The sequence below is a fragment of the Xanthomonas prunicola genome (assembly GCF_002846205.1).
GTDB classification, from domain to species: domain Bacteria; phylum Pseudomonadota; class Gammaproteobacteria; order Xanthomonadales; family Xanthomonadaceae; genus Xanthomonas; species Xanthomonas prunicola.
Genome location: NZ_PHKV01000005.1, coordinates 363,593 through 380,763 on the forward strand (window position 1 = coordinate 363,593; position 17,171 = coordinate 380,763).

A 17,171-nucleotide genomic window follows, 5' to 3' on the forward strand; every position below is an offset into this window, starting at 1 on the left:
TCAACCGGCTCCCAGCAGCACAGCCAGCTGGTAAGTCACCAGCGAGGCCAGATAGGCCAGCGCGAACAGGTACACCGCGCTGATGGTCATCTGCTTCCACGAGTTGGTTTCGCGCTTGATCGTGGCCAACGTGGAGATGCACATCGGTGCGTAGATGTACCAGACCAGCAGCGACAGCGCGGTGGCCAGCGACCATCCATCGCTGATCAGCGGCGACAATGCCTGCGCTGCCGCATCGTCGTCGGCAGCAGACAGTGCGTACACGGTGGCCAGCGAAGCCACCGCTACTTCGCGCGCGGCCAGGCCGGGAATCAGCGCAATACAGATCTGCCAGTTGAAGCCCAGCGGTGCGAAGAACACCGCCATTGCATGGCCGATACGGCCTGCGAAGCTGTAGTCGATCGCCGGCAAGGTGGCATTGGCCGGCGCCGCCGGGAACGAGAGCAGGAACCACAGCAGAATGGTCAGCGCAAGAATGATGCCGCCCACGCGCTTGAGGAAGATCCATGCGCGCTCCCATAGCCCCAGCGCCAGATCGCGCACCTGCGGCACACGATAGGACGGCAGCTCCAGCATCAGCGGATGCTCGCTTTTGTCGCGCCGCCACTTCTTCATCGTCCACGACACCAGCAGCGCACTGAGGATAGCCGCGGCATACAGTCCGAACAGCACCAACCCCTGCTGATTGAAGATGCCCCACACCGTCTTCTGCGGAATAAAGGCGCCAATGAGCAATGCATACACCGGCAGCCGCGCCGAACAGGTCATCAACGGCGCGACCATGATGGTCGCAAGCCGGTCGCGCGGGTCCTGGATGCTGCGCGTGGACATGATGCCCGGCACCGCACAGGCAAAGCTCGACAACAGCGGAATGAACGAGCGCCCAGACAGACCGGCCGCGGACATCATGCGATCGAGCAGGAAGGCGGCACGCGGCAGGTAGCCGGATTCTTCCAATGCCAGGATGAAAGCGAACAGGATCAGGATCTGCGGCAGGAACACGATCACCCCGCCAAGGCCAGCGATCACGCCATCCTTGAGCAGGCTGTTGAGCGGACCTTCCGGCAAGGTGGCGCCCACCCACTGGCCCAGCGCGGCGGTGCCGCCGTCGATCAGGTCCATCACCGGCGCGGCCCAGGCATACACCGCCTGGAAGATCAGGAACATCACCACCGCCAGCGTGACCAGGCCCCAGATCGGATGCAGCAACCAGCGGTCCAGCGTATCGTCCACGCGCGAGGTGCGGGTCGGCATGGTCACGGCTGCGCTGAGGATCTGCCGCACCAGCGCGTGGTAGTTGCCGTCGGCCGGTGGGCTGGCGATGGGCGCCGCCAGACGTGCCGCCTGCGTATCGAGTCGTTCGACCAGGACCTTGGCACCGCCGCGACGCACCGCGACCGTTTCAACCACCGGCACGCCGAGCGCCTGCTCCAGCGCCGGCAGATCGATGACGATGCCGCGGCGCTGCGCGGCGTCCATCATGTTCAACGCCACGATCATCGGCCGGCCGAGTTCGCGCAGCTCCAGCGCAAAGCGCAGATGCAGGCGCAGATTGGTCGCGTCCATCACGTAGACCAGTACGTCCGGTGCCGGCTCGCCGGGATAAAAACCGCGGCACAGGTCGCGGGTGATCGCCTCGTCCAGGCTCGCCGGTTGCAGGCTGTAGGCGCCGGGCAGATCCAGTACCGCGAAGTCGCGCCCGGACGGCGCACGGAAGTGTCCTTCCTTACGCTCGACGGTGACGCCGGTGTAATTGGCCACCTTCTGCCGGCTGCCGGTCAGCTGGTTGAACAGCGCAGTCTTGCCGCTATTGGGGTTACCCACCAATGCCAGACGCAAGGGAACCACTGCCGCGCTCATGCCGACACTCCGGCTTCGCGCACCTGCACGCGCGCGGCCTCGCTGCGCCGCAGGGCAAACCGCGTGTAGCCGACCTGCACCAATAGCGGTTCGCGACCGACTGGCCCGGTGGCCAGCACCGTGACTTCTTCGCCTGCGACAAACCCCAACTCCCGCAAGCGCCGGGCGATCGTGTCGTTGGGGAGACGATCCTCCACGGAGTCCACGATGGCGGCGCGATGCAAAGGCATGTCGGACAGCGTCACAAAGACGGCCTGATTGTTAGGAATGGTTCTCAATTCTAGCATCGACGCACCGCGTCATGGCTCCGGCGACCCGGCCCGCTATCATGGTTCGCATCCCATTCATGGACTTCTACGCAATGCAGGACACTGGCTTGATCGTGGAGGACCAGGGAGCGGTCCGCACCTTGCGATTGCACCGCCCCGCGGTGCACAACGCGTTCGACGCGACGCTGATCGCAGCGCTTACCGACGCGTTACGCCAGGCTGGCCAGGCAGCCCAGATCCGCGTGGTCGTGCTGACCGGCGCCGGCGCTGCCTTTTCGGCCGGCGCAGACCTGAACTGGATGCGCGGCATGGCGACCGCCAGCGAAGCCGAGAACGCCGCCGACGCACTGGCGCTGGCGCAGCTGATGCGCACCCTGGATGAACTGCCCAAGCCGACCATCGCGCGCGTCAACGGCGCAGCGTTCGGTGGCGGTGTCGGCTTGGTGGCGTGTTGCGATATCGCCATCGGCTGTACCGAGGCGCGCTTCGGGCTGACCGAGAGCAAGCTCGGCCTGCTGCCGGCGGTCATTTCACCCTATGTGGTTGCAGCAATCGGCGCGCGCCAGGCGCGGCGCTGGTTCGCCACCGCCGAGATCTTCGATGCCGGCACCGCACAGTTGCTGGGGCTGCTGCATCAATTGGTCGCCGCCGATCAGCTGGATGTCGCCGTGGAGCGACAGGTTCGCCTGTTGATGACCGCGGCGCCGCTGGCCACCAGCAGTGCCAAGGTACTGGTGCGCTCGGTGCTGCCACCTGCCGACCGCGATGCCATCGATGCCGCCAACGCGGCGTTGATCGCCCGCTTGCGCGTCTCACCCGAGGGCCAGGAAGGCCTGGGTGCGTTTCTCGACAAGCGCACCGCCGCCTGGGTGCCGGAGAGCATGGCGTGAGCGACTTCGTCCGCATCGTCGAAGTCGGCCCGCGCGATGGCCTGCAAAACGAAGCACAACCGATCGCCACGGCCGACAAGATCGCCTTGATCGATCAACTCTCGGCCACCGGGCTACACACCATCGAAGCGACCAGCTTCGTCAGCCCGCGTTGGGTGCCGCAGCTGGCCGACGCTGCCGAGGTCTTCGCCGGCATCACGCAGGTGCCCCGCATTGCCTACCCGGTGCTGGTGCCGAACCTGCAGGGCTACGCGCGCGCGCGCGCCGCCGGCGCGCAGGAAGTGGCGGTGTTCACCGCAGCGTCGGAGGCGTTCAATCGCACCAATACCAATGCCGGCATCGATGAATCGATCGAACGGTTTCGGCCGATCCTGCAGCAAGCCGCGCGCGATGGCGTGCGCGTGCGCGGTTACGTGTCCACCGTGCTGGGCTGTCCGTATCAAGGCGACGTCCCGGTGGCCGACGTGGTCGATGTCGCGCAACGTCTGCACGCGCTCGGCTGCTATGAAATCTCGCTCGGCGACACCATTGGCGTGGGCACCCCGCTCAAGGCGCGCCAGATGCTGGCCGCGGTGGCGCAAGCCGTACCGATGCAGGCGTTGGCAGTGCATTTCCACGATACCTACGGGCAGGCGCTGGCCAATATCACGGCCTGTCTGGAGCAAGGCGTGCGCGTGGTGGATGCGGCGGTGTCCGGCGCGGGCGGCTGCCCGTATGCCAAGGGCGCCAGCGGCAATGTGGCCAGCGAAGACGTGGTGTATCTGCTGCAGGGGCTGGGCATGCCCACCGGCATCGATCTGCCCGCCCTCGCCCGCACCGGCCGCTGGCTCGCGCAACTGCTTGGCCGCGACACCGGCAGCAAGGTCGGCAAGGCGCTGGCTGCTACTGGCTGAGGTGTCACTTTTCCCAGCAATCCCGCACCGCCCACCTCCGCGGTCGCGCAGGGGCTTGGGCTAGAATTGCCGACCGCTTCGCCGATCGTTCGCTCGCCGGTGTCCATCGGCCTTCAACGCTTTTCAAGGAACTAACGCATGCAGCCATCTTCTGTCCTTGCCATCGTCACCGGCGGCGTATCCGGCCTCGGCCTGGCTGTTGCACAGCGTCTGGTTGCCGACGGCGGCAAGGTCGCGCTGTTCGACGTCAACGCCGACAAGGCCGACGCAGCGCTGGCACTCCTCGGTGCCGGCAACGCGCATTACGTCGCCACCGATGTCACCGACGAAGCGCAGGTGGCCGCCAATGTCGCGCAGGCCGCGCAGGCGTTGGGCGGGCTCAACCTGGTCGTGAATTGTGCCGGCATCCTGGGCGCCGGCCGCGTGCTGGGCAAGGAAGCGCCGATGCCGTTGGCCACCTTCCGCAACACCGTGCTGGTGAATCTGGTCGGCAGCTTCAATGTGGCCAAGGCTGCGGCCGATGTGATGCAACACAACGCCGCCGGCGGCGACGGCGAGCGCGGCGTGATCGTCAACACCGCCTCGGTGGCCGCGTTCGAAGGCCAGATCGGCCAAGCAGCGTACGCGGCCAGCAAGGGTGGCGTGGTCGGCATGACCTTGCCGATGGCACGCGAGCTGGCGCGCTTCGGCATCCGCGTGATGACGATCGCACCGGGCGTGTTCTGGACTCCGATGGTCGACGGCATGCCCGAGACAGTGCAGCAATCGCTTGCCGCCTCCATCCCGTTCCCCTCACGCCTCGGCCAGCCGGACGAGTACGCCGACACCGTCGCCTTCATCCTGCGCAACCGCTACCTCAACGGCGAAACCATTCGCCTGGACGGTGGCGTGCGGCTGGCACCCAAGTAGCCGGAAATGGGAAATCGAGCATGGGGAATCGTCACGGCGCCCTATTCTCAGCACCCCGTATCCGGCTTTTCCGATTCCCGATTCCCGATTCCCGATTCCCCATTCCCCATTCCCCATTCCCAACTCCCGATTCCCATGAAAGCCAACGACATCAAGAAAGGCAACGTCGTCGAATACAACGGCGGCATTTACCAGATCCGCGACATCGAGCGCAGCTCGCCGCAGGGCCGCGGCGGCAATGTGCGCTTCCGTTTCATCATGTACAGCGTGCCGGGCGGGGTGAAAACCGACGCCAGCTTCGATGCCGACGACAACCTGCCCGAAGTCGAACTGCTGCGCCGGCTGTCGACGTTCTCGTACAAGGACGGCGAAGCGTTCGTGTTCATGGACGACGAAGACTTCACCCCGTACACGCTGGATGCCGATGTGATCGGCACTGATGCCGGCTACATCACCGATGGCCTGACCGGCATCTATGTGCAAGTGATCGACGACCAGCCGGTGGCCGTGCAACTGCCGCAGACGGTGACGCTGGAAGTGGTGGAAACCCCGCCGGAATTGAAGGGCGGCACTGCCACCAAGCGGCCCAAGCCGGCCAAGCTCAACACCGGCATGGAAATCATGGTGCCCGAGTACATCACCAACGGCGAACGCGTGCTGGTCAACACCACCACGGGCGAATTTGCCGGTCGCGCCGACTGATGCGTCGGTTCGCCGTTGTCATGACCTTGGGTGTGCTGGTGGCTTGCAGCGCGCAACAGGCACCGACGCAGGCCGCAACGCCTGCGCCGGTGGCCTGTACCGATCCCAAGGTGGAAGACGAATGGCTGCAGCATCCGGCAGGCCTGTGCGGCATGCCGGAGGATGTGCGCAAGCTGGTGGACGATTACGACACCTGCGAGCACTTCGCCGGCGAAGAACCCTACGACGCCGACCGCCGGCATGAAATCGAAGTGGCCGTGGCGCAGTTCTGCACACCGGCACCGGCGCGCCTGGCCAAGTTGATGCAGCAGTACCGCAACGACGCGCATGTCAGCGAATGGCTGCGTCAGTATGCGAAGCAAGCGGATCTGCAACCAGCCGGCTGAGGTGTCGTCTGGTATGTCAGCTGCACGCTGATGCGGTGGGTGCTCCTGCGAGGCGCAGAGCAATCAGAACTTACAGCTGCAGACTGCAGCACTTCCTTTTCTCGCCATGAGACCGTGGCCTGCCTCACCCGAAATGAGGCCTGGGCAATGCAAAGAATGCTGGCCGCCCCTGCCCTCACCACACCCCCTCTCCCAACGGGAGAGGGGCCGGCAAGGTTGCTATTGCGCCTATGGAGGGATGCGCATATCCGCTTGCGTTTTGTCGGCGGCCGCATCACCGCCCGCAAGCACACGCAATCGCGCGCGCAAACGCTCCACATTCGCCTCGCCCTGCTCCAATCCAACGCGCACATCGGCCGGCAATTGCTGGCGTCCCAGTTGCTGTAGCTGTTTCCAGCCACCGACCAGCACCTCGCTTTCCTGCGCCACACGTGCGCTCAGCTGTTGCCGCTCGCTTGCCTGCGGCAAGCCGTAACCCTTACTACCCAACAGTAGCGCCGGGTGGCTGAGCTGCGCTTCGCGCGCGAACAGCGATTGCAGCTGCCCCTGCACCGTTTCGCGCGCCACCACGCCGGGTTGCAGCAGGCGTTTGAGCGCATCGCGCGCCAGCAATTCCTGGCGGCGCACTGCCGCCTGTTCCAGCAACAATGCCGCCGCAGTTTCGCGCAGCCCACCACGATCGAACCATTGCGCCCGTGCATCAGGCGCAGCATCCAGCCACTGCGCAACTGTTGTTTGCGGCACCGCGATGCCTCGCCGAAGCACATCGAACATGGCCTGGTAATGCGCGGCCGCCGATTCGAAGTAATAGCCCTGGCGGATCGCCTGAGCAGGATCGTCCAATACCTGCATGTCGGCAATGCCGGCGCGCTGCAAGCGTTGCCGCACGCCGCGCGGCGTGATTGACGCCAAATTGGCCGCAGCCAGACGTGGCACCCCATCGTGTAACAACTTGAAGGTTTCCACCGCGCAGTTGTTGCCGATGAAATAATAGCGCCCGTCGTAACTCCAATGCACCTGCGCGGCACGCGTCAGCAGCGCGGCGATCTCATCGGGCGTCAGGGTCAGCGGCACAGACGACAAGGCACGCAATTCCACCTTGGTGTATTCGTCCACCACCTGATTCAACGGCAGCACGAACAGCCGCGATGGATACGAACCGGTGAGTCCACGCCAGCTGGAAATCTGTACATCACCCACGAATGCGCGGAACGACAGCACGCGGTGATACTGCAAATCCAGCCGGCATGCGGGGCCCGGTGCACGGCCGGGGGCGCAGATCACCAGGCGCAGCATGCTATGGCCCCAGCGGCTCATCGGCTGCTCGTTGCCCTCGGCGAGCAGATAGTCCACCGCGTACACGCGTGCCGGATCCAGCGTCAGCAACGACATCGCACCGGCGTCGTTGTCGGCCTGCAGATACGGCAGCGCGGTCTCGCATGGCACAGCGCCCTGCGGCGTACCGATGCGCTGCGCAAACCAGGCTGCCAGTGCAGGGCGCCGGCACGCGTAGTCTGCGTCCAGCACGTAATGCTCAAGATTGACCGCGACGAACTCGGCCGGGCTGCGGCGCTCGTAATCGTCCGGGCTGCGGTCGCTGAACTGATTTGCGCTGCGCCCCACCCGCCACGGCCGCACCTGCCAGCCGGCAAGATCGCGCAGACGCGGATCACGCGACAACGCGCTATCTGCGCCGCGATCGAGCACATGGGCCAGTTCGTGTATGAGCGCAGCCATCGCCGCGCGCGTGGCCGCTGCGGTGCGATCGGAACGTGCGTCGTCGGACTGCGCACTCCACGCCTGTAGCAGCGCGCGATCAAGCAGGACACGATTGCCGATTGCACGCCCATGTACCTGCGCTGGTAGATCGGTGCGCCATTGCAACTGGATCGGTGCGGTTAGCCGCTGCGTCCAGCCCTGCGGCAGTCGCTGCGCGACCTGCTGCACCAGTGCGTTACTTGCTTGGATCTCCGCCGGAGGCAAGTCCGACGGAACAATCTCGGCCAACAATTCGGCCTGCGCCTGCGGTGCGATCAAGGTGGCCAGCAGCAGCCAACCGCACCGCCGGCGTAGGCTCACTGGGCCAGGATGGACTGCGCCAGTTCCAGGTCGCTGGACAGCCGCGCCGCATCGCTACGGCTACGCAACTGCACCAACGCCGCTTCCAGACGCGCGCCGCGGATGATGCCACCGCTGGCGACAAAACCAGCCGCATCTTCGCGAGCGTCGGCCACCACCTTGTCGTCGCCGGAACTGCTGCCGGAAGAATTGGACGAACCGGCCGACGACGCGCCTGCCGAGGTACCGGCCAGACTGGATGCGAATGCTGCAAGCGGCAGCAGCGTCAAAGCGCAAAACACGAGGGAGCGCATCATGGGCTGATCTATTCCGTGTGAAGGTCGTGGAAGACTAACCGGCGGGCGTGGCGGCAGGCACGTCGCCCATCTCGAACAGCTTGCCGGGATTCAGCAAAAGATGCGGATCGAGCACATGCTTGATGCCACGCATCAAGGCGATTTCTTCGGCAGAGCGCGTACTCCACAGGTAGGCCTTCTTGACCAGACCGATGCCGTGTTCGGCGGAAATACTGCCATCGAAACGCTGCAGGGCCTGCGCCAGCAACTTGGTCACCTGATCGCAGGCCGCAACGAAATCTGCCTGGCTGGTGCCATCGGGTTTGAGCACGTTGATGTGCAGATTGCCGTCGCCGATATGCCCGAACCACACCACATCGAAGTGCGGATACGCCTCGCTGAGCAAGGCCTGGGTTTCGGCCAGGAATGCGGGCATCGCCGAGATGCGCACCGACACATCGTTCTTGTACGGCGTATAACGCGCCAACGCTTCCGTGATGCCTTCGCGCAGGCGCCACAGCTGGGCGGCCTGGGCATCGCTCTGGCTGATCACGCCATCGCTGACCCAGCCCTGCTCCATGCAGGTCTCGAAAGCCGCCATCGCGGCCGCCTCTTGCGCCTCGTCGCCTGCGGCGAATTCGGTCACCACGTAATACGGGTGAACCTCGGCGAACGGCGCCTGCGCGCCGTGCGCAAGCACATGCTCCAACGCGCGATCGGTGAAGAATTCGAAGGCTTCCAGGCGCAGCTGCGCGCGAAACGCAGCGAACACCTGCATCAACACGTCAAACGAAGGCAGCGCCAGCAGCATCACGTTGCTGGGCGGCGGCGGGTCGGTCAGCCGCAGCGTGGCTTCGACCACGATGCCAAGCGTGCCTTCGGAGCCGATCATCAGATGGCGGAAGTCGTAGCCACTGGAATTCTTCACCAGCGCGTTGTTGAGTTCGAGCAACTCCCCGCCACCGGTGACCACCTTTAACCCAGCCACCCATTCGCGCGTATTGCCGTAACGGATTACCCGAATACCGCCCGCATTGGTGGCGATATTGCCGCCGATCGAGCACGAGCCGCGCGCCGCAAAATCCACCGGATACACCAGCCCATGCTCGCGTGCGGCGTTGTGCACCGCTTCCAGTGGCATGCCGGCCTGCACGGTGAGCATGCGATCCACCGTGTTGAAATCCAGCGGCTTGTTCAAACGCTCCAGGCTCAGCACCAGTTCGCCGTTGGCCGCCACTGCGCCGCCAGATAACCCCGTGCGCCCGCCCGACGGCACCACCGCCACGCCTTGCGCGTTTGCCCAACGCATGACTGCCTGCACTTCTTCCACCGAGCCGGGCAAGGCGATTGCGAGCGGATTCGGCGTCCAGCGCCGTGTCCAGTCGCGGCCGTAATGTTCCAGGTCGGCCGGGTCGGTCTTCAAACGCAACGCAGGCACGGCGTGTTGCAACGAAAGAATGCGGGGATCGGTCATGGCACACGGCGCTGCGGCAGGAACCGCACAGCGTGCCAGCGCCAGCCTGCCCCGTCTAGCCGGTGCAATCATGGCCAACGCAACGTTGGATTCAGCTGAAACCGTTGCGCTGCAACGGCTTCGCCGGTGCGAACACAGCGTCGCGACCACCCCATCACGCACCCCATCTGGCATAGTTGCCGACCCGATTGCTGCGTTGCGCTCCCCCCATGTCACCGAAGAGAACTTCGTTTCCCAAGCAGGACATCCGCGTGCTGTTGCTGGAAGGCATCAGTTCGACCGCCGTGGATGTGTTCCGCGCCGCCGGCTATTCGCAGATCGAACTGCATGCCAAATCGCTGCCGGAAGACGAGTTGATCGCCCGCATCGCCGACGCGCATATCGTGGGCATCCGCTCGCGCACCCAGCTGAGCGCCGAGGTGCTGGCGCACGCCAAGCGCCTGATCGCGGTCGGCTGCTTCTGCATCGGCACCAATCAGGTGGATCTGGATGCGGCCGAACTGGCCGGCATCCCAGTGTTCAACGCGCCCTACTCCAACACCCGCAGCGTGGCCGAACTGGTCATCGCCGAAGCGATCCTGTTGCTGCGTGGCATCCCGCAGAAGAATGCGCAATGCCATCGCGGCGGATGGTCCAAATCGGCCACCGGCAGCCATGAAACGCGCGGCAAGGTGCTGGGCATCGTCGGCTACGGCCATATCGGCACCCAGGTGGGCGTGCTGGCCGAATCGTTGGGCATGCAGGTGATCTTCCACGACATCGAAACCAAGCTGTCGCTCGGCAACGCGCGCGCCGCAATCGATCTGGACGACCTGCTGGCACGCTCGGACGTGGTGACCCTGCATGTGCCGGAGACTGCGTCCACCAAGGACATGATCGGCGCGGCTGAAATCGCCCGCATGAAGCCCGGCGCGCATCTGATCAACGCCTCGCGCGGCACCGTCATCGATATCGACGCGCTGGATGCGGCGCTCACCTCCGGCCAGATCGGCGGTGCGGCGGTGGACGTGTTCCCGGTCGAGCCCAAGGGCAATGGCGATGTCTTCGAATCGCCGCTGACCGCACACGACAACGTGATCCTGACCCCGCACGTGGGCGGCAGCACGCTGGAAGCGCAGGACAATATCGGCATCGAAGTGGCCGCCAAGCTGGTGCGCTACAGCGACAACGGCAGCACCCTGTCGGCGGTGAATTTCCCCGAGGTCACCCTGCCCGAGCACCCCGACAGCCTGCGGCTGCTGCACATCCACCGCAACGTGCCGGGCGTGCTGTCCAAGATCAACGAGCTGTTCTCGCGCCACAACGTCAACATCGACGGCCAGTTCCTGCGTACCGACGCCAAGGTCGGCTACGTGGTGATCGACGTCAGCGCCAGCGAAGCGCAGGCCACCGCGCTGAAGGAAGGCCTGGCCCTGATCGAAGGGACCTTGCGGACGCGGATCTTGTATTGATTGGTGCATGAGCGGCCCTCATCCGGCGCTTTGCGCCACCTTCTCCCGCACGCGGGAGAAGGCAGTGCAGGTCGCCGTTCTCCGGTTTGCTCCGTTCTCCGGTTTGCTCCCTTCTCCGGTTGCTCCCTTCTCCCGCTTGCGGGAGAAGGTGCCCGCAGGGCGGATGAGGGCGCGCACCTCAGCACCCATCACACGCCTCGGGCCATCCACTTCTCGGCCATGCGCCGCATCGACGGATCCAGCTCCGGCTCGGCCAGCAGCTCGGCGATCAGGCGCCAGGCCAACGCGAGCGACTCTTCGCTGACCTTGAAGGTCTCATCCGCACCCGCGACCACCACATAGCGCGCGTCGTAATGCCAGTGCCCGGCCACCTCGCCGCGCGCGGGGATCCAGTGGCGGTCCAGATCGAACAACGCGGCGTCTGCCAACCACAAACCGGCCAGACCGGACTCTTCTTCGGCTTCGCGCAAGGCCACCTGCGCCAGATCTCGCTCGCCGTCGGCGTGACCGCCCAGCTGCAACCAGCGCTGCAGCTTGCGGTGATGGGTCAGCAGCGTGCGGCTGCCGTCGGCGCTGACCACCCAGGCCGAGCCGGTGAAATGACCTTCGACACGCTCGCGCACGAACGGATCGGTGGCATCGTCCAGCAGCTGCACGAACTGGTCGACCACGTCGGCCTCGTCCGGAAAGCGGGCGCGGTAGGCAGCCAGGTGCTGCCGCAGGCTTGTATCCACCATCTGTCGTTCTCGGTTGCGCAGGTATCAGCGACCATTATCGCCATTCATGCTGCGTACGCGCTTGTCGTGAGCGTGTAGCTTTGGCAAGGTAGGCCGCTTGCCTGTCCCGCCGGGATGCGTCACACCACCTTCGTCCGGGCGTCTGCGCCTAGCTTTGCCACTTAGGGATGTACCGAATGCTGAAGTCTCTGTTGAGGGTCAAACCGATCGAGCCCGCTGGCCATGTCGATGCGGGCGAACCGGTCGAAGGCAGCCTGCAAGGCGAAGCCACGCTGCAGCGGACCCTCACAGCCAAGCACCTGATCATGCTCGGCATCGGCGCGGTGATCGGCGCCGGCATCTTCGTGCTGACCGGCCAGGCTGCGGCCAATCACGCCGGCCCTGCGGTGATGCTGTCGTTCGTGTTTGCCGGCATCGCCTGCGCCTTTGCCGGCCTGTGCTACGCCGAATTCGCCGCAATGATGCCGGTCTCTGGCAGCGCCTATTCGTATTCATACGCCACGCTCGGCGAAGGCATCGCCTGGTTCATCGGCTGGTGCCTGGTGCTGGAGTACCTGTTTGCCGGCGCCAGCGTCGCGGTCGGTTGGTCCGCCTACCTCATCAGCTTCCTGACCGGCACGCTCGGATTGCCGTTCCCGGCAGAACTGGCGGGCGCGCCATTGGCCTGGGACGGCCACGGCTTTGTCAGCTCCGGCAATCTCGTCAACCTGCCGGCCGTCTTGATCGTCGGCGCGGTGAGCATGCTGTGCTACGTGGGCGTCACCCAATCGGCATTCGCCAACGCGATCGTGGTGGCGATCAAGGTCGTGGTGATCTGCCTGTTCGTCGGCTTCGGCATCGCCTACATCGACCCGGCAAACTGGCACCCCTTCATTCCGGAGAACACCGGGCCGGGGCAGTTTGGCTGGGACGGCGTGTTCCGCGCGGCCTCCATCGTGTTCTTCTCCTATATCGGTTTCGACGCGGTCTCCACTTCCGCCGGCGAGACCAAGGACCCGCAGAAGAACATGCCGATCGGGATCCTGGTGTCGTTGGCGATCTGTACCGTCATCTACATCATCGTCTGCGCGGTGTTGACCGGTTTGCTCCCGTATACCCAGCTCGGCACCGCCAAGCCAGTGGCCACCGCGCTGGAAGCCCACCCGCAATTGAGCTGGCTCAAGACTGCGGTGGAGATCGGCGCAATCGCCGGCCTGTCCTCGGTGGTGCTGGTGATGCTGATGGCGCAGCCGCGCATCTTCTACACCATGGCCAAGGATGGGTTGATGCCCAAACTGTTCGGCAAGGTGCACCCGAAATTCCGCACGCCTTACGTCGGCACGCTCTTCGTCGGCGTGGTCGCCGCGTTGCTGGCGGGGGTGATCCCGTTGAATGTGCTGGGCGAACTCGTCTCGATGGGCACCCTGCTCGCCTTCGCCACCGTGTGCGCCGGCGTGATGGTGCTGCGTTTCACCAAGCCCGATCTGCCGCGTCCTTTCCGGGTGCCGCTGGCGATGGTGATCTGCCCGCTTGGCGCGCTGGCCTGTCTGTTCCTGTTCTTTCAGGCCTTCCAGGAACATTGGAAGGTGTTCGTGGGCTGGACAGTGATTGGCCTGTTTATCTACTTTGGCTACGGCATCCACCATAGCCGCCTGGCCAAGCGGGCCTGACTTTCCCTCGAGACCGGCGCGCAGCGCCGGTCTTCTCGTTCAATGATCGCGCGTAGCGCCAAGCCGGAACCGCTTCATGTTCAAACAACTTTGGGCCACCAAACACCCGCACGCCAGCCATGAGGCGGCCGACGGGCTGGGCCTGCAACGCGCGCTCGGCCCCTGGGGGCTGACCGCCCTGGGCATCGGCGCAGTGATCGGCGGCGGCATCTTCGTCATTACCGGCCAGGCAGCGGCCGATCATGCCGGCCCGGCGATCATGCTCTCGTTCGTGCTCGCAGCAGTGTGCTGCGCGTTCTGCGCCATGGCCTATGCCGAATTCGCCGCGATGGTGCCGGTCTCCGGCAGCGCCTACACCTACACCTACGCCACCTTCGGCGAGCTGGCTGCGTGGTTCATCGGCTGGATGCTGGTGTTGGAATACGGCGTGTCGGCCTCGGCAGTGGCGGTCAGCTGGACCGGTTATTTCCTGAGCTTGCTCGAACACTTCGGCATTCACTTGCCGGCCGCGTTCGTCAGCGCGCCGCTTGACGGCAAGCTGCAACCCACCGGGGCGATCGCCAACCTGCCTGCAGCCGGCATCGTGCTGCTGTTGACCTGGCTGTGCTATGTCGGCATCCGCAAGTCGTCGGCAATGAACATGGCCATGGTGATCCTCAAGACCGGCCTGATCTTGCTGGTGATCGCGGTGGGCTGGAAATACGTGGACACCGCTAACTGGCACCCGTTCATTCCGGCCAACGAAGGCCCAGGCAAGTACGGCATGGAAGGCGTGCTGCGCGGCGCGGCGATGGTGTTTTTCGCCTATATCGGCTTCGAAGCAGTGTCGGTGGCGGCGCAGGAATCGCACCGCCCGCAACGCGATCTGCCGATCGGCATGATCCTCTCGCTGGTGATCTGCACCGTGCTCTACATCGCCATGGCGGCGGTGATGACCGGGCTGGTGCCGTATACCTTGCTCGGCACCGACGAACCGGTGGTGACCGCGGTCGCGGCGCATCCGCAGTTGGCCTGGTTGCGTGTGATTGTCGAAGTGGGCGCGTTGATCGGGCTGTCGTCGGTGGTGCTGGTGATGATCATCGGGCAGCCGCGCATCTTCATGATCATCGCGCGCGACGGGCTGTTGCCGTCGATCTTCACCCGCATCCATCCCAAGTACCGTACCCCGCATATCAATACCGTCATCACGGGTGTGGGCATCGCGCTGCTGGCAGCGGTGTTTCCGCTGGATGTGCTGGGCGAGCTGACGTCGATGGGTACGCTGATCGCCTTCGCGGCGGTCTGCGCCGGCGTGTTGATCCTGCGTCGCACCCATCCGGAACTGCCGCGTCCGTTTCGCATGCCAGCCGCCTGGTTGATTTGCAGTGCTGGCGTGTTGAGCTGTCTTGCGCTGCTGTCGGCGATGACGCTGCACAACTGGATGCTGATGGGCCTGTGGACGCTGGTCGGGTTGGTCATCTACTTCGGCTACGGCTATCGCCACAGCCGTCTGCACGACGGACGCTGAGCCTGCGCATGGTCCGCGGTCTGGCGCGGCAGGAACACACCTGCTGCGCTGCACCTGCCCGGACACCGGGGGCGCAGTAGAATAGGTCCATGAATGCGACTACTGCCCCCCTGCCCTATAGCGCTGCACGTCTGCACGAGCTGGCGCATGTGCTGATCGCCAATATCCGCGAGCTGGCGCATGCCGGCTGGACACCCGCGACCAGCAGCAATTTTTCCCATCGCCTGGACGAACAGCACGCCGCCATCACCGTCTCCGGCCGCGACAAGGGCCGCCTGGTCGAAGAAGACATCATGGTGGTGGACTTCGATGGCCAGGCCGTTGGCCGCCCGTTGCGCCCGTCCGCCGAGACCCTGCTGCACACCCAGCTGTATCGCCGGTTCCCGGAGATCGGCTGCGTGTTGCACACGCATTCGCCGGTGCAGACGATCGCGTCCCGCCTGTATGCAGGCAGCGGCGTGATCCGCCTGGAAGGCTACGAACTGCTCAAGGCCTTCGAAGGCAATACCACCCACGACACCGCGGTGGACGTGCCGGTGTTCGCCAACACCCAGGACATGCAGGTGCTGGCCGCGCAGGTCGACGCCTTGCTGGACAAACAGAGCATGTGGGGGTATCTCATCGAAGGACACGGCCTGTATGCCTGGGGCCGCAACATGGCCGAGGCACGCCGCCATCTGGAAGCGTTCGAATTCCTGCTGCATTGCGAGCTCGAACTGCTGAAACTGCGCGGCACGCGCTGAGTACCGTCCGCCCCCCATTCGTGAGCCAGACCGCCATGAGCCGACTGCGTATCTTTGCCGACACCAACCCGACCACCCCGGAATTCGACAGCCGCGACGGCGAGGCGATCGCCGCCGAGCTGGTCAAGATCGGCGTGACCTTCGAGCGCTGGAAAGCCAGCCAGCCGGTCGAACCCGGCGCCACGCCCGAGCAGGTGATGGCTGCCTACCGCGCCGACATCGACCGCATCAGCGCAGAGCGCGGCTTCAAGACCGTGGACGTGGTCAGCATCGCGCCGGACAACCCCAAGCGCGAAGAAATGCGCGCCAAGTTTCTGGACGAGCACTTCCACAAGGAAGACGAAGTGCGGTTCTTCGTCGCCGGCTCGGGCCTGTTCACGCTGCACGTGGATGCCAAGGTCTATGAAATCGAATGCGTCAAGGACGATCTGATCGCGGTACCTGACAGCACCCTGCACTGGTTCGACATGGGGCCGGAGCCGCACTTCGTGGCGATCCGCTTCTTCACCGAGCCGGACGGCTGGGTCGGCCACTTCACCGGCACCGAAATCGCCAAACAATTCCCCCGCTACGCCCCCGAGAAACCTCACAAGGCCAGCTGACGATGACACGACCGCAAGCGATCCTCACCGATATCGAAGGTACGACCAGCAGCATTTCGTTCGTCAAGGACGTGTTGTTCCCGTATGCGCGCCGCGCCATGCCCGCTTACGTACGCGAGCACGGCAATCATCCACAGGTGCGCCACTGGCTCAACCAGGTAGCCGATGAAATCGGCGAGGATGTGCCGGACGAGCTGCTGATCACCACGCTGCAGACCTGGATCGACGAGGACCGCAAGCACACCGCGCTCAAGGCCTTGCAGGGCTTGATCTGGGGTGATGGCTACAAGACTGCCGACTTCACCGCGCACATGTATGCCGATGCAGCGATCCAGCTGCAGGCCTGGCACGCGGCGGGCATTCCGCTGTACGTGTATTCGTCAGGCTCGGTGCCGGCGCAGAAGTTGTTTTTCGCGCATAGCGATGCCGGCGATTTGAGCGGGCTGGTGACCGACTGGTTCGATACCGAAGTTGGATCCAAGCGGGAAGCGGCCAGCTACCGCCGTATTGCCGAGCGCATCGGTGTACCGGCGTCGGAGATCCTGTTCCTGTCGGACGTGATCGAAGAGCTCGATGCGGCCAAACGCACGGGGATGCGCACCGCGCTGCTGGACCGCCGTGAGGACTACCCCACGCCGCGCTCGGCCGATGATGTCGGCAGCCACCAGCGCGTGGAGAGTTTTAGCCAGCTGGTCTTTTAAGCACGCTCAGCGCACCGACCGCGCTCACCGTTGGGTGGGCGTGG

17 protein-coding genes are annotated in these 17,171 nt (G+C 64.9%); 11 read left to right on the forward strand and 6 right to left on the reverse strand.

All coding sequences use genetic code 11. The features are described from left to right. Both feoB and XpruCFBP8353_RS16720 read right to left on the reverse strand, forming a co-directional pair. Entirely contained in the window at positions 1-1,860 is a 1,860-nt protein-coding gene (gene feoB / locus XpruCFBP8353_RS16715; protein ID WP_101364197.1) for a ferrous iron transporter B, read from the reverse strand. Continuing rightward, positions 1,857-2,105 (reverse strand): FeoA family protein, encoded by a 249-nt coding sequence (locus tag XpruCFBP8353_RS16720; RefSeq protein WP_010367126.1) that lies wholly within the window; start codon positions 2,103-2,105, stop codon positions 1,857-1,859. Before XpruCFBP8353_RS16720 ends, feoB begins: the two co-directional genes overlap by 4 nt. Positions 2,106-2,221: 116 nt before the next feature. Between XpruCFBP8353_RS16720 and XpruCFBP8353_RS16725 the strand changes: the two genes are divergently transcribed. From XpruCFBP8353_RS16725 to XpruCFBP8353_RS16750, 5 genes are all read left to right on the forward strand, one after another. Continuing rightward, complete coding sequence (locus XpruCFBP8353_RS16725) at positions 2,222-3,019, forward strand: enoyl-CoA hydratase-related protein (RefSeq protein ID WP_101364246.1); 798 nt, start codon at positions 2,222-2,224, stop codon at positions 3,017-3,019. Beyond that, on the forward strand, positions 3,016-3,912 hold the full coding sequence (locus XpruCFBP8353_RS16730) for a hydroxymethylglutaryl-CoA lyase (protein ID WP_101364198.1): 897 nt from the start codon (positions 3,016-3,018) through the stop codon (positions 3,910-3,912). The genes XpruCFBP8353_RS16725 and XpruCFBP8353_RS16730 overlap by 4 nt, the downstream gene beginning before the upstream one ends. Before the next feature lie 138 nt (positions 3,913-4,050). Continuing rightward, positions 4,051-4,821, forward strand: a complete 771-nt coding sequence (locus XpruCFBP8353_RS16735; protein WP_101364199.1) for an SDR family NAD(P)-dependent oxidoreductase — start codon at positions 4,051-4,053, stop codon at positions 4,819-4,821. Positions 4,822-4,956: 135 nt separating this feature from the next. Beyond that, positions 4,957-5,523, forward strand: a complete 567-nt coding sequence (yeiP, locus tag XpruCFBP8353_RS16745; RefSeq protein WP_005993551.1) for an elongation factor P-like protein YeiP — start codon at positions 4,957-4,959, stop codon at positions 5,521-5,523. Beyond that, on the forward strand, positions 5,523-5,909 hold the full coding sequence (locus tag XpruCFBP8353_RS16750; RefSeq protein ID WP_101364200.1) for a hypothetical protein: 387 nt from the start codon (positions 5,523-5,525) through the stop codon (positions 5,907-5,909). Before yeiP ends, XpruCFBP8353_RS16750 begins: the two co-directional genes overlap by 1 nt. 228 nt (positions 5,910-6,137) lie before the next feature. Here XpruCFBP8353_RS16750 and XpruCFBP8353_RS16755 read toward each other — a convergent pair whose 3' ends face one another. The 3 genes from XpruCFBP8353_RS16755 to XpruCFBP8353_RS16765 are packed head-to-tail and all read right to left on the reverse strand — an operon-like array spanning position 6,138 to position 9,737. Next, on the reverse strand, positions 6,138-7,988 hold the full coding sequence (locus XpruCFBP8353_RS16755; protein WP_101364201.1) for a DUF7844 domain-containing protein: 1,851 nt from the start codon (positions 7,986-7,988) through the stop codon (positions 6,138-6,140). Further along, positions 7,985-8,284 carry a DUF2388 domain-containing protein gene (locus XpruCFBP8353_RS16760; RefSeq protein ID WP_101364202.1) on the reverse strand — a complete coding sequence of 100 codons (300 nt, stop codon included), beginning with the start codon at positions 8,282-8,284 and terminating at the stop codon, positions 7,985-7,987. Before XpruCFBP8353_RS16760 ends, XpruCFBP8353_RS16755 begins: the two co-directional genes overlap by 4 nt. Before the next feature lie 34 nt (positions 8,285-8,318). Then, a complete protein-coding gene (locus XpruCFBP8353_RS16765) occupies positions 8,319-9,737 on the reverse strand; it encodes an FAD-binding oxidoreductase (protein WP_101364203.1) in 1,419 nt (472 codons plus the stop codon). A 209-nt stretch (positions 9,738-9,946) separates the two neighbouring features. On the opposite strand from XpruCFBP8353_RS16765, the gene serA reads away from it, so the two are divergent. Then, positions 9,947-11,188: a phosphoglycerate dehydrogenase gene (serA, locus tag XpruCFBP8353_RS16770; RefSeq protein ID WP_101364204.1), complete on the forward strand. Its 1,242-nt coding sequence runs from the start codon at positions 9,947-9,949 to the stop codon at positions 11,186-11,188. A 188-nt stretch (positions 11,189-11,376) separates the two neighbouring features. On the opposite strand, the gene XpruCFBP8353_RS16775 is transcribed toward serA, so the two are convergent. After that, entirely contained in the window at positions 11,377-11,925 is a 549-nt protein-coding gene (locus XpruCFBP8353_RS16775) for an NUDIX hydrolase (protein ID WP_101364205.1), read from the reverse strand. 176 nt (positions 11,926-12,101) lie between these two features. Here XpruCFBP8353_RS16775 and XpruCFBP8353_RS16780 point away from each other — a divergent pair, with 176 nt between their 5' ends. From XpruCFBP8353_RS16780 to mtnC, 5 genes are all read left to right on the forward strand, one after another. Next, complete coding sequence (locus XpruCFBP8353_RS16780; protein WP_046962536.1) at positions 12,102-13,574, forward strand: amino acid permease; 1,473 nt, start codon at positions 12,102-12,104, stop codon at positions 13,572-13,574. A 76-nt stretch (positions 13,575-13,650) separates the two neighbouring features. Further along, positions 13,651-15,081 (forward strand): amino acid permease, encoded by a 1,431-nt coding sequence (locus XpruCFBP8353_RS16785; RefSeq protein ID WP_101364207.1) that lies wholly within the window; start codon positions 13,651-13,653, stop codon positions 15,079-15,081. Positions 15,082-15,170: 89 nt separating this feature from the next. Next, a complete protein-coding gene (locus tag XpruCFBP8353_RS16790) occupies positions 15,171-15,824 on the forward strand; it encodes a methylthioribulose 1-phosphate dehydratase (RefSeq protein WP_101364208.1) in 654 nt (217 codons plus the stop codon). A gap of 35 nt (positions 15,825-15,859) precedes the next feature. Beyond that, positions 15,860-16,426, forward strand: a complete 567-nt coding sequence (locus XpruCFBP8353_RS16795) for a 1,2-dihydroxy-3-keto-5-methylthiopentene dioxygenase (RefSeq protein WP_101364209.1) — start codon at positions 15,860-15,862, stop codon at positions 16,424-16,426. A gap of 2 nt (positions 16,427-16,428) precedes the next feature. Further along, positions 16,429-17,127 (forward strand): acireductone synthase, encoded by a 699-nt coding sequence (gene mtnC / locus XpruCFBP8353_RS16800; protein ID WP_101364210.1) that lies wholly within the window; start codon positions 16,429-16,431, stop codon positions 17,125-17,127. The last annotated feature ends 44 nt before the right edge of the window (positions 17,128-17,171 follow it).

Excerpts from the sequence above, each read along its gene's own strand:
- feoB (WP_101364197.1), bottom strand. The coding sequence starts at position 1,860 with ATGAGCGCGGCAGTGGTTCCCTTGCGTCTGGCATTGGTGGGTAACCCC.
- XpruCFBP8353_RS16725 (WP_101364246.1), top strand. The coding sequence starts at position 2,222 with ATGCAGGACACTGGCTTGATCGTGGAGGACCAGGGAGCGGTCCGCACC.
- XpruCFBP8353_RS16735 (WP_101364199.1), top strand. The coding sequence starts at position 4,051 with ATGCAGCCATCTTCTGTCCTTGCCATCGTCACCGGCGGCGTATCCGGC.
- yeiP (WP_005993551.1), top strand. The coding sequence starts at position 4,957 with ATGAAAGCCAACGACATCAAGAAAGGCAACGTCGTCGAATACAACGGC.
- XpruCFBP8353_RS16750 (WP_101364200.1), top strand. The coding sequence starts at position 5,523 with ATGCGTCGGTTCGCCGTTGTCATGACCTTGGGTGTGCTGGTGGCTTGC.
- XpruCFBP8353_RS16760 (WP_101364202.1), bottom strand. The coding sequence starts at position 8,284 with ATGATGCGCTCCCTCGTGTTTTGCGCTTTGACGCTGCTGCCGCTTGCA.
- XpruCFBP8353_RS16765 (WP_101364203.1), bottom strand. The coding sequence starts at position 9,737 with ATGACCGATCCCCGCATTCTTTCGTTGCAACACGCCGTGCCTGCGTTG.
- serA (WP_101364204.1), top strand. The coding sequence starts at position 9,947 with ATGTCACCGAAGAGAACTTCGTTTCCCAAGCAGGACATCCGCGTGCTG.
- XpruCFBP8353_RS16775 (WP_101364205.1), bottom strand. The coding sequence starts at position 11,925 with ATGGTGGATACAAGCCTGCGGCAGCACCTGGCTGCCTACCGCGCCCGC.
- XpruCFBP8353_RS16780 (WP_046962536.1), top strand. The coding sequence starts at position 12,102 with ATGCTGAAGTCTCTGTTGAGGGTCAAACCGATCGAGCCCGCTGGCCAT.
- XpruCFBP8353_RS16785 (WP_101364207.1), top strand. The coding sequence starts at position 13,651 with ATGTTCAAACAACTTTGGGCCACCAAACACCCGCACGCCAGCCATGAG.
- XpruCFBP8353_RS16790 (WP_101364208.1), top strand. The coding sequence starts at position 15,171 with ATGAATGCGACTACTGCCCCCCTGCCCTATAGCGCTGCACGTCTGCAC.
- XpruCFBP8353_RS16795 (WP_101364209.1), top strand. The coding sequence starts at position 15,860 with ATGAGCCGACTGCGTATCTTTGCCGACACCAACCCGACCACCCCGGAA.
- mtnC (WP_101364210.1), top strand. The coding sequence starts at position 16,429 with ATGACACGACCGCAAGCGATCCTCACCGATATCGAAGGTACGACCAGC.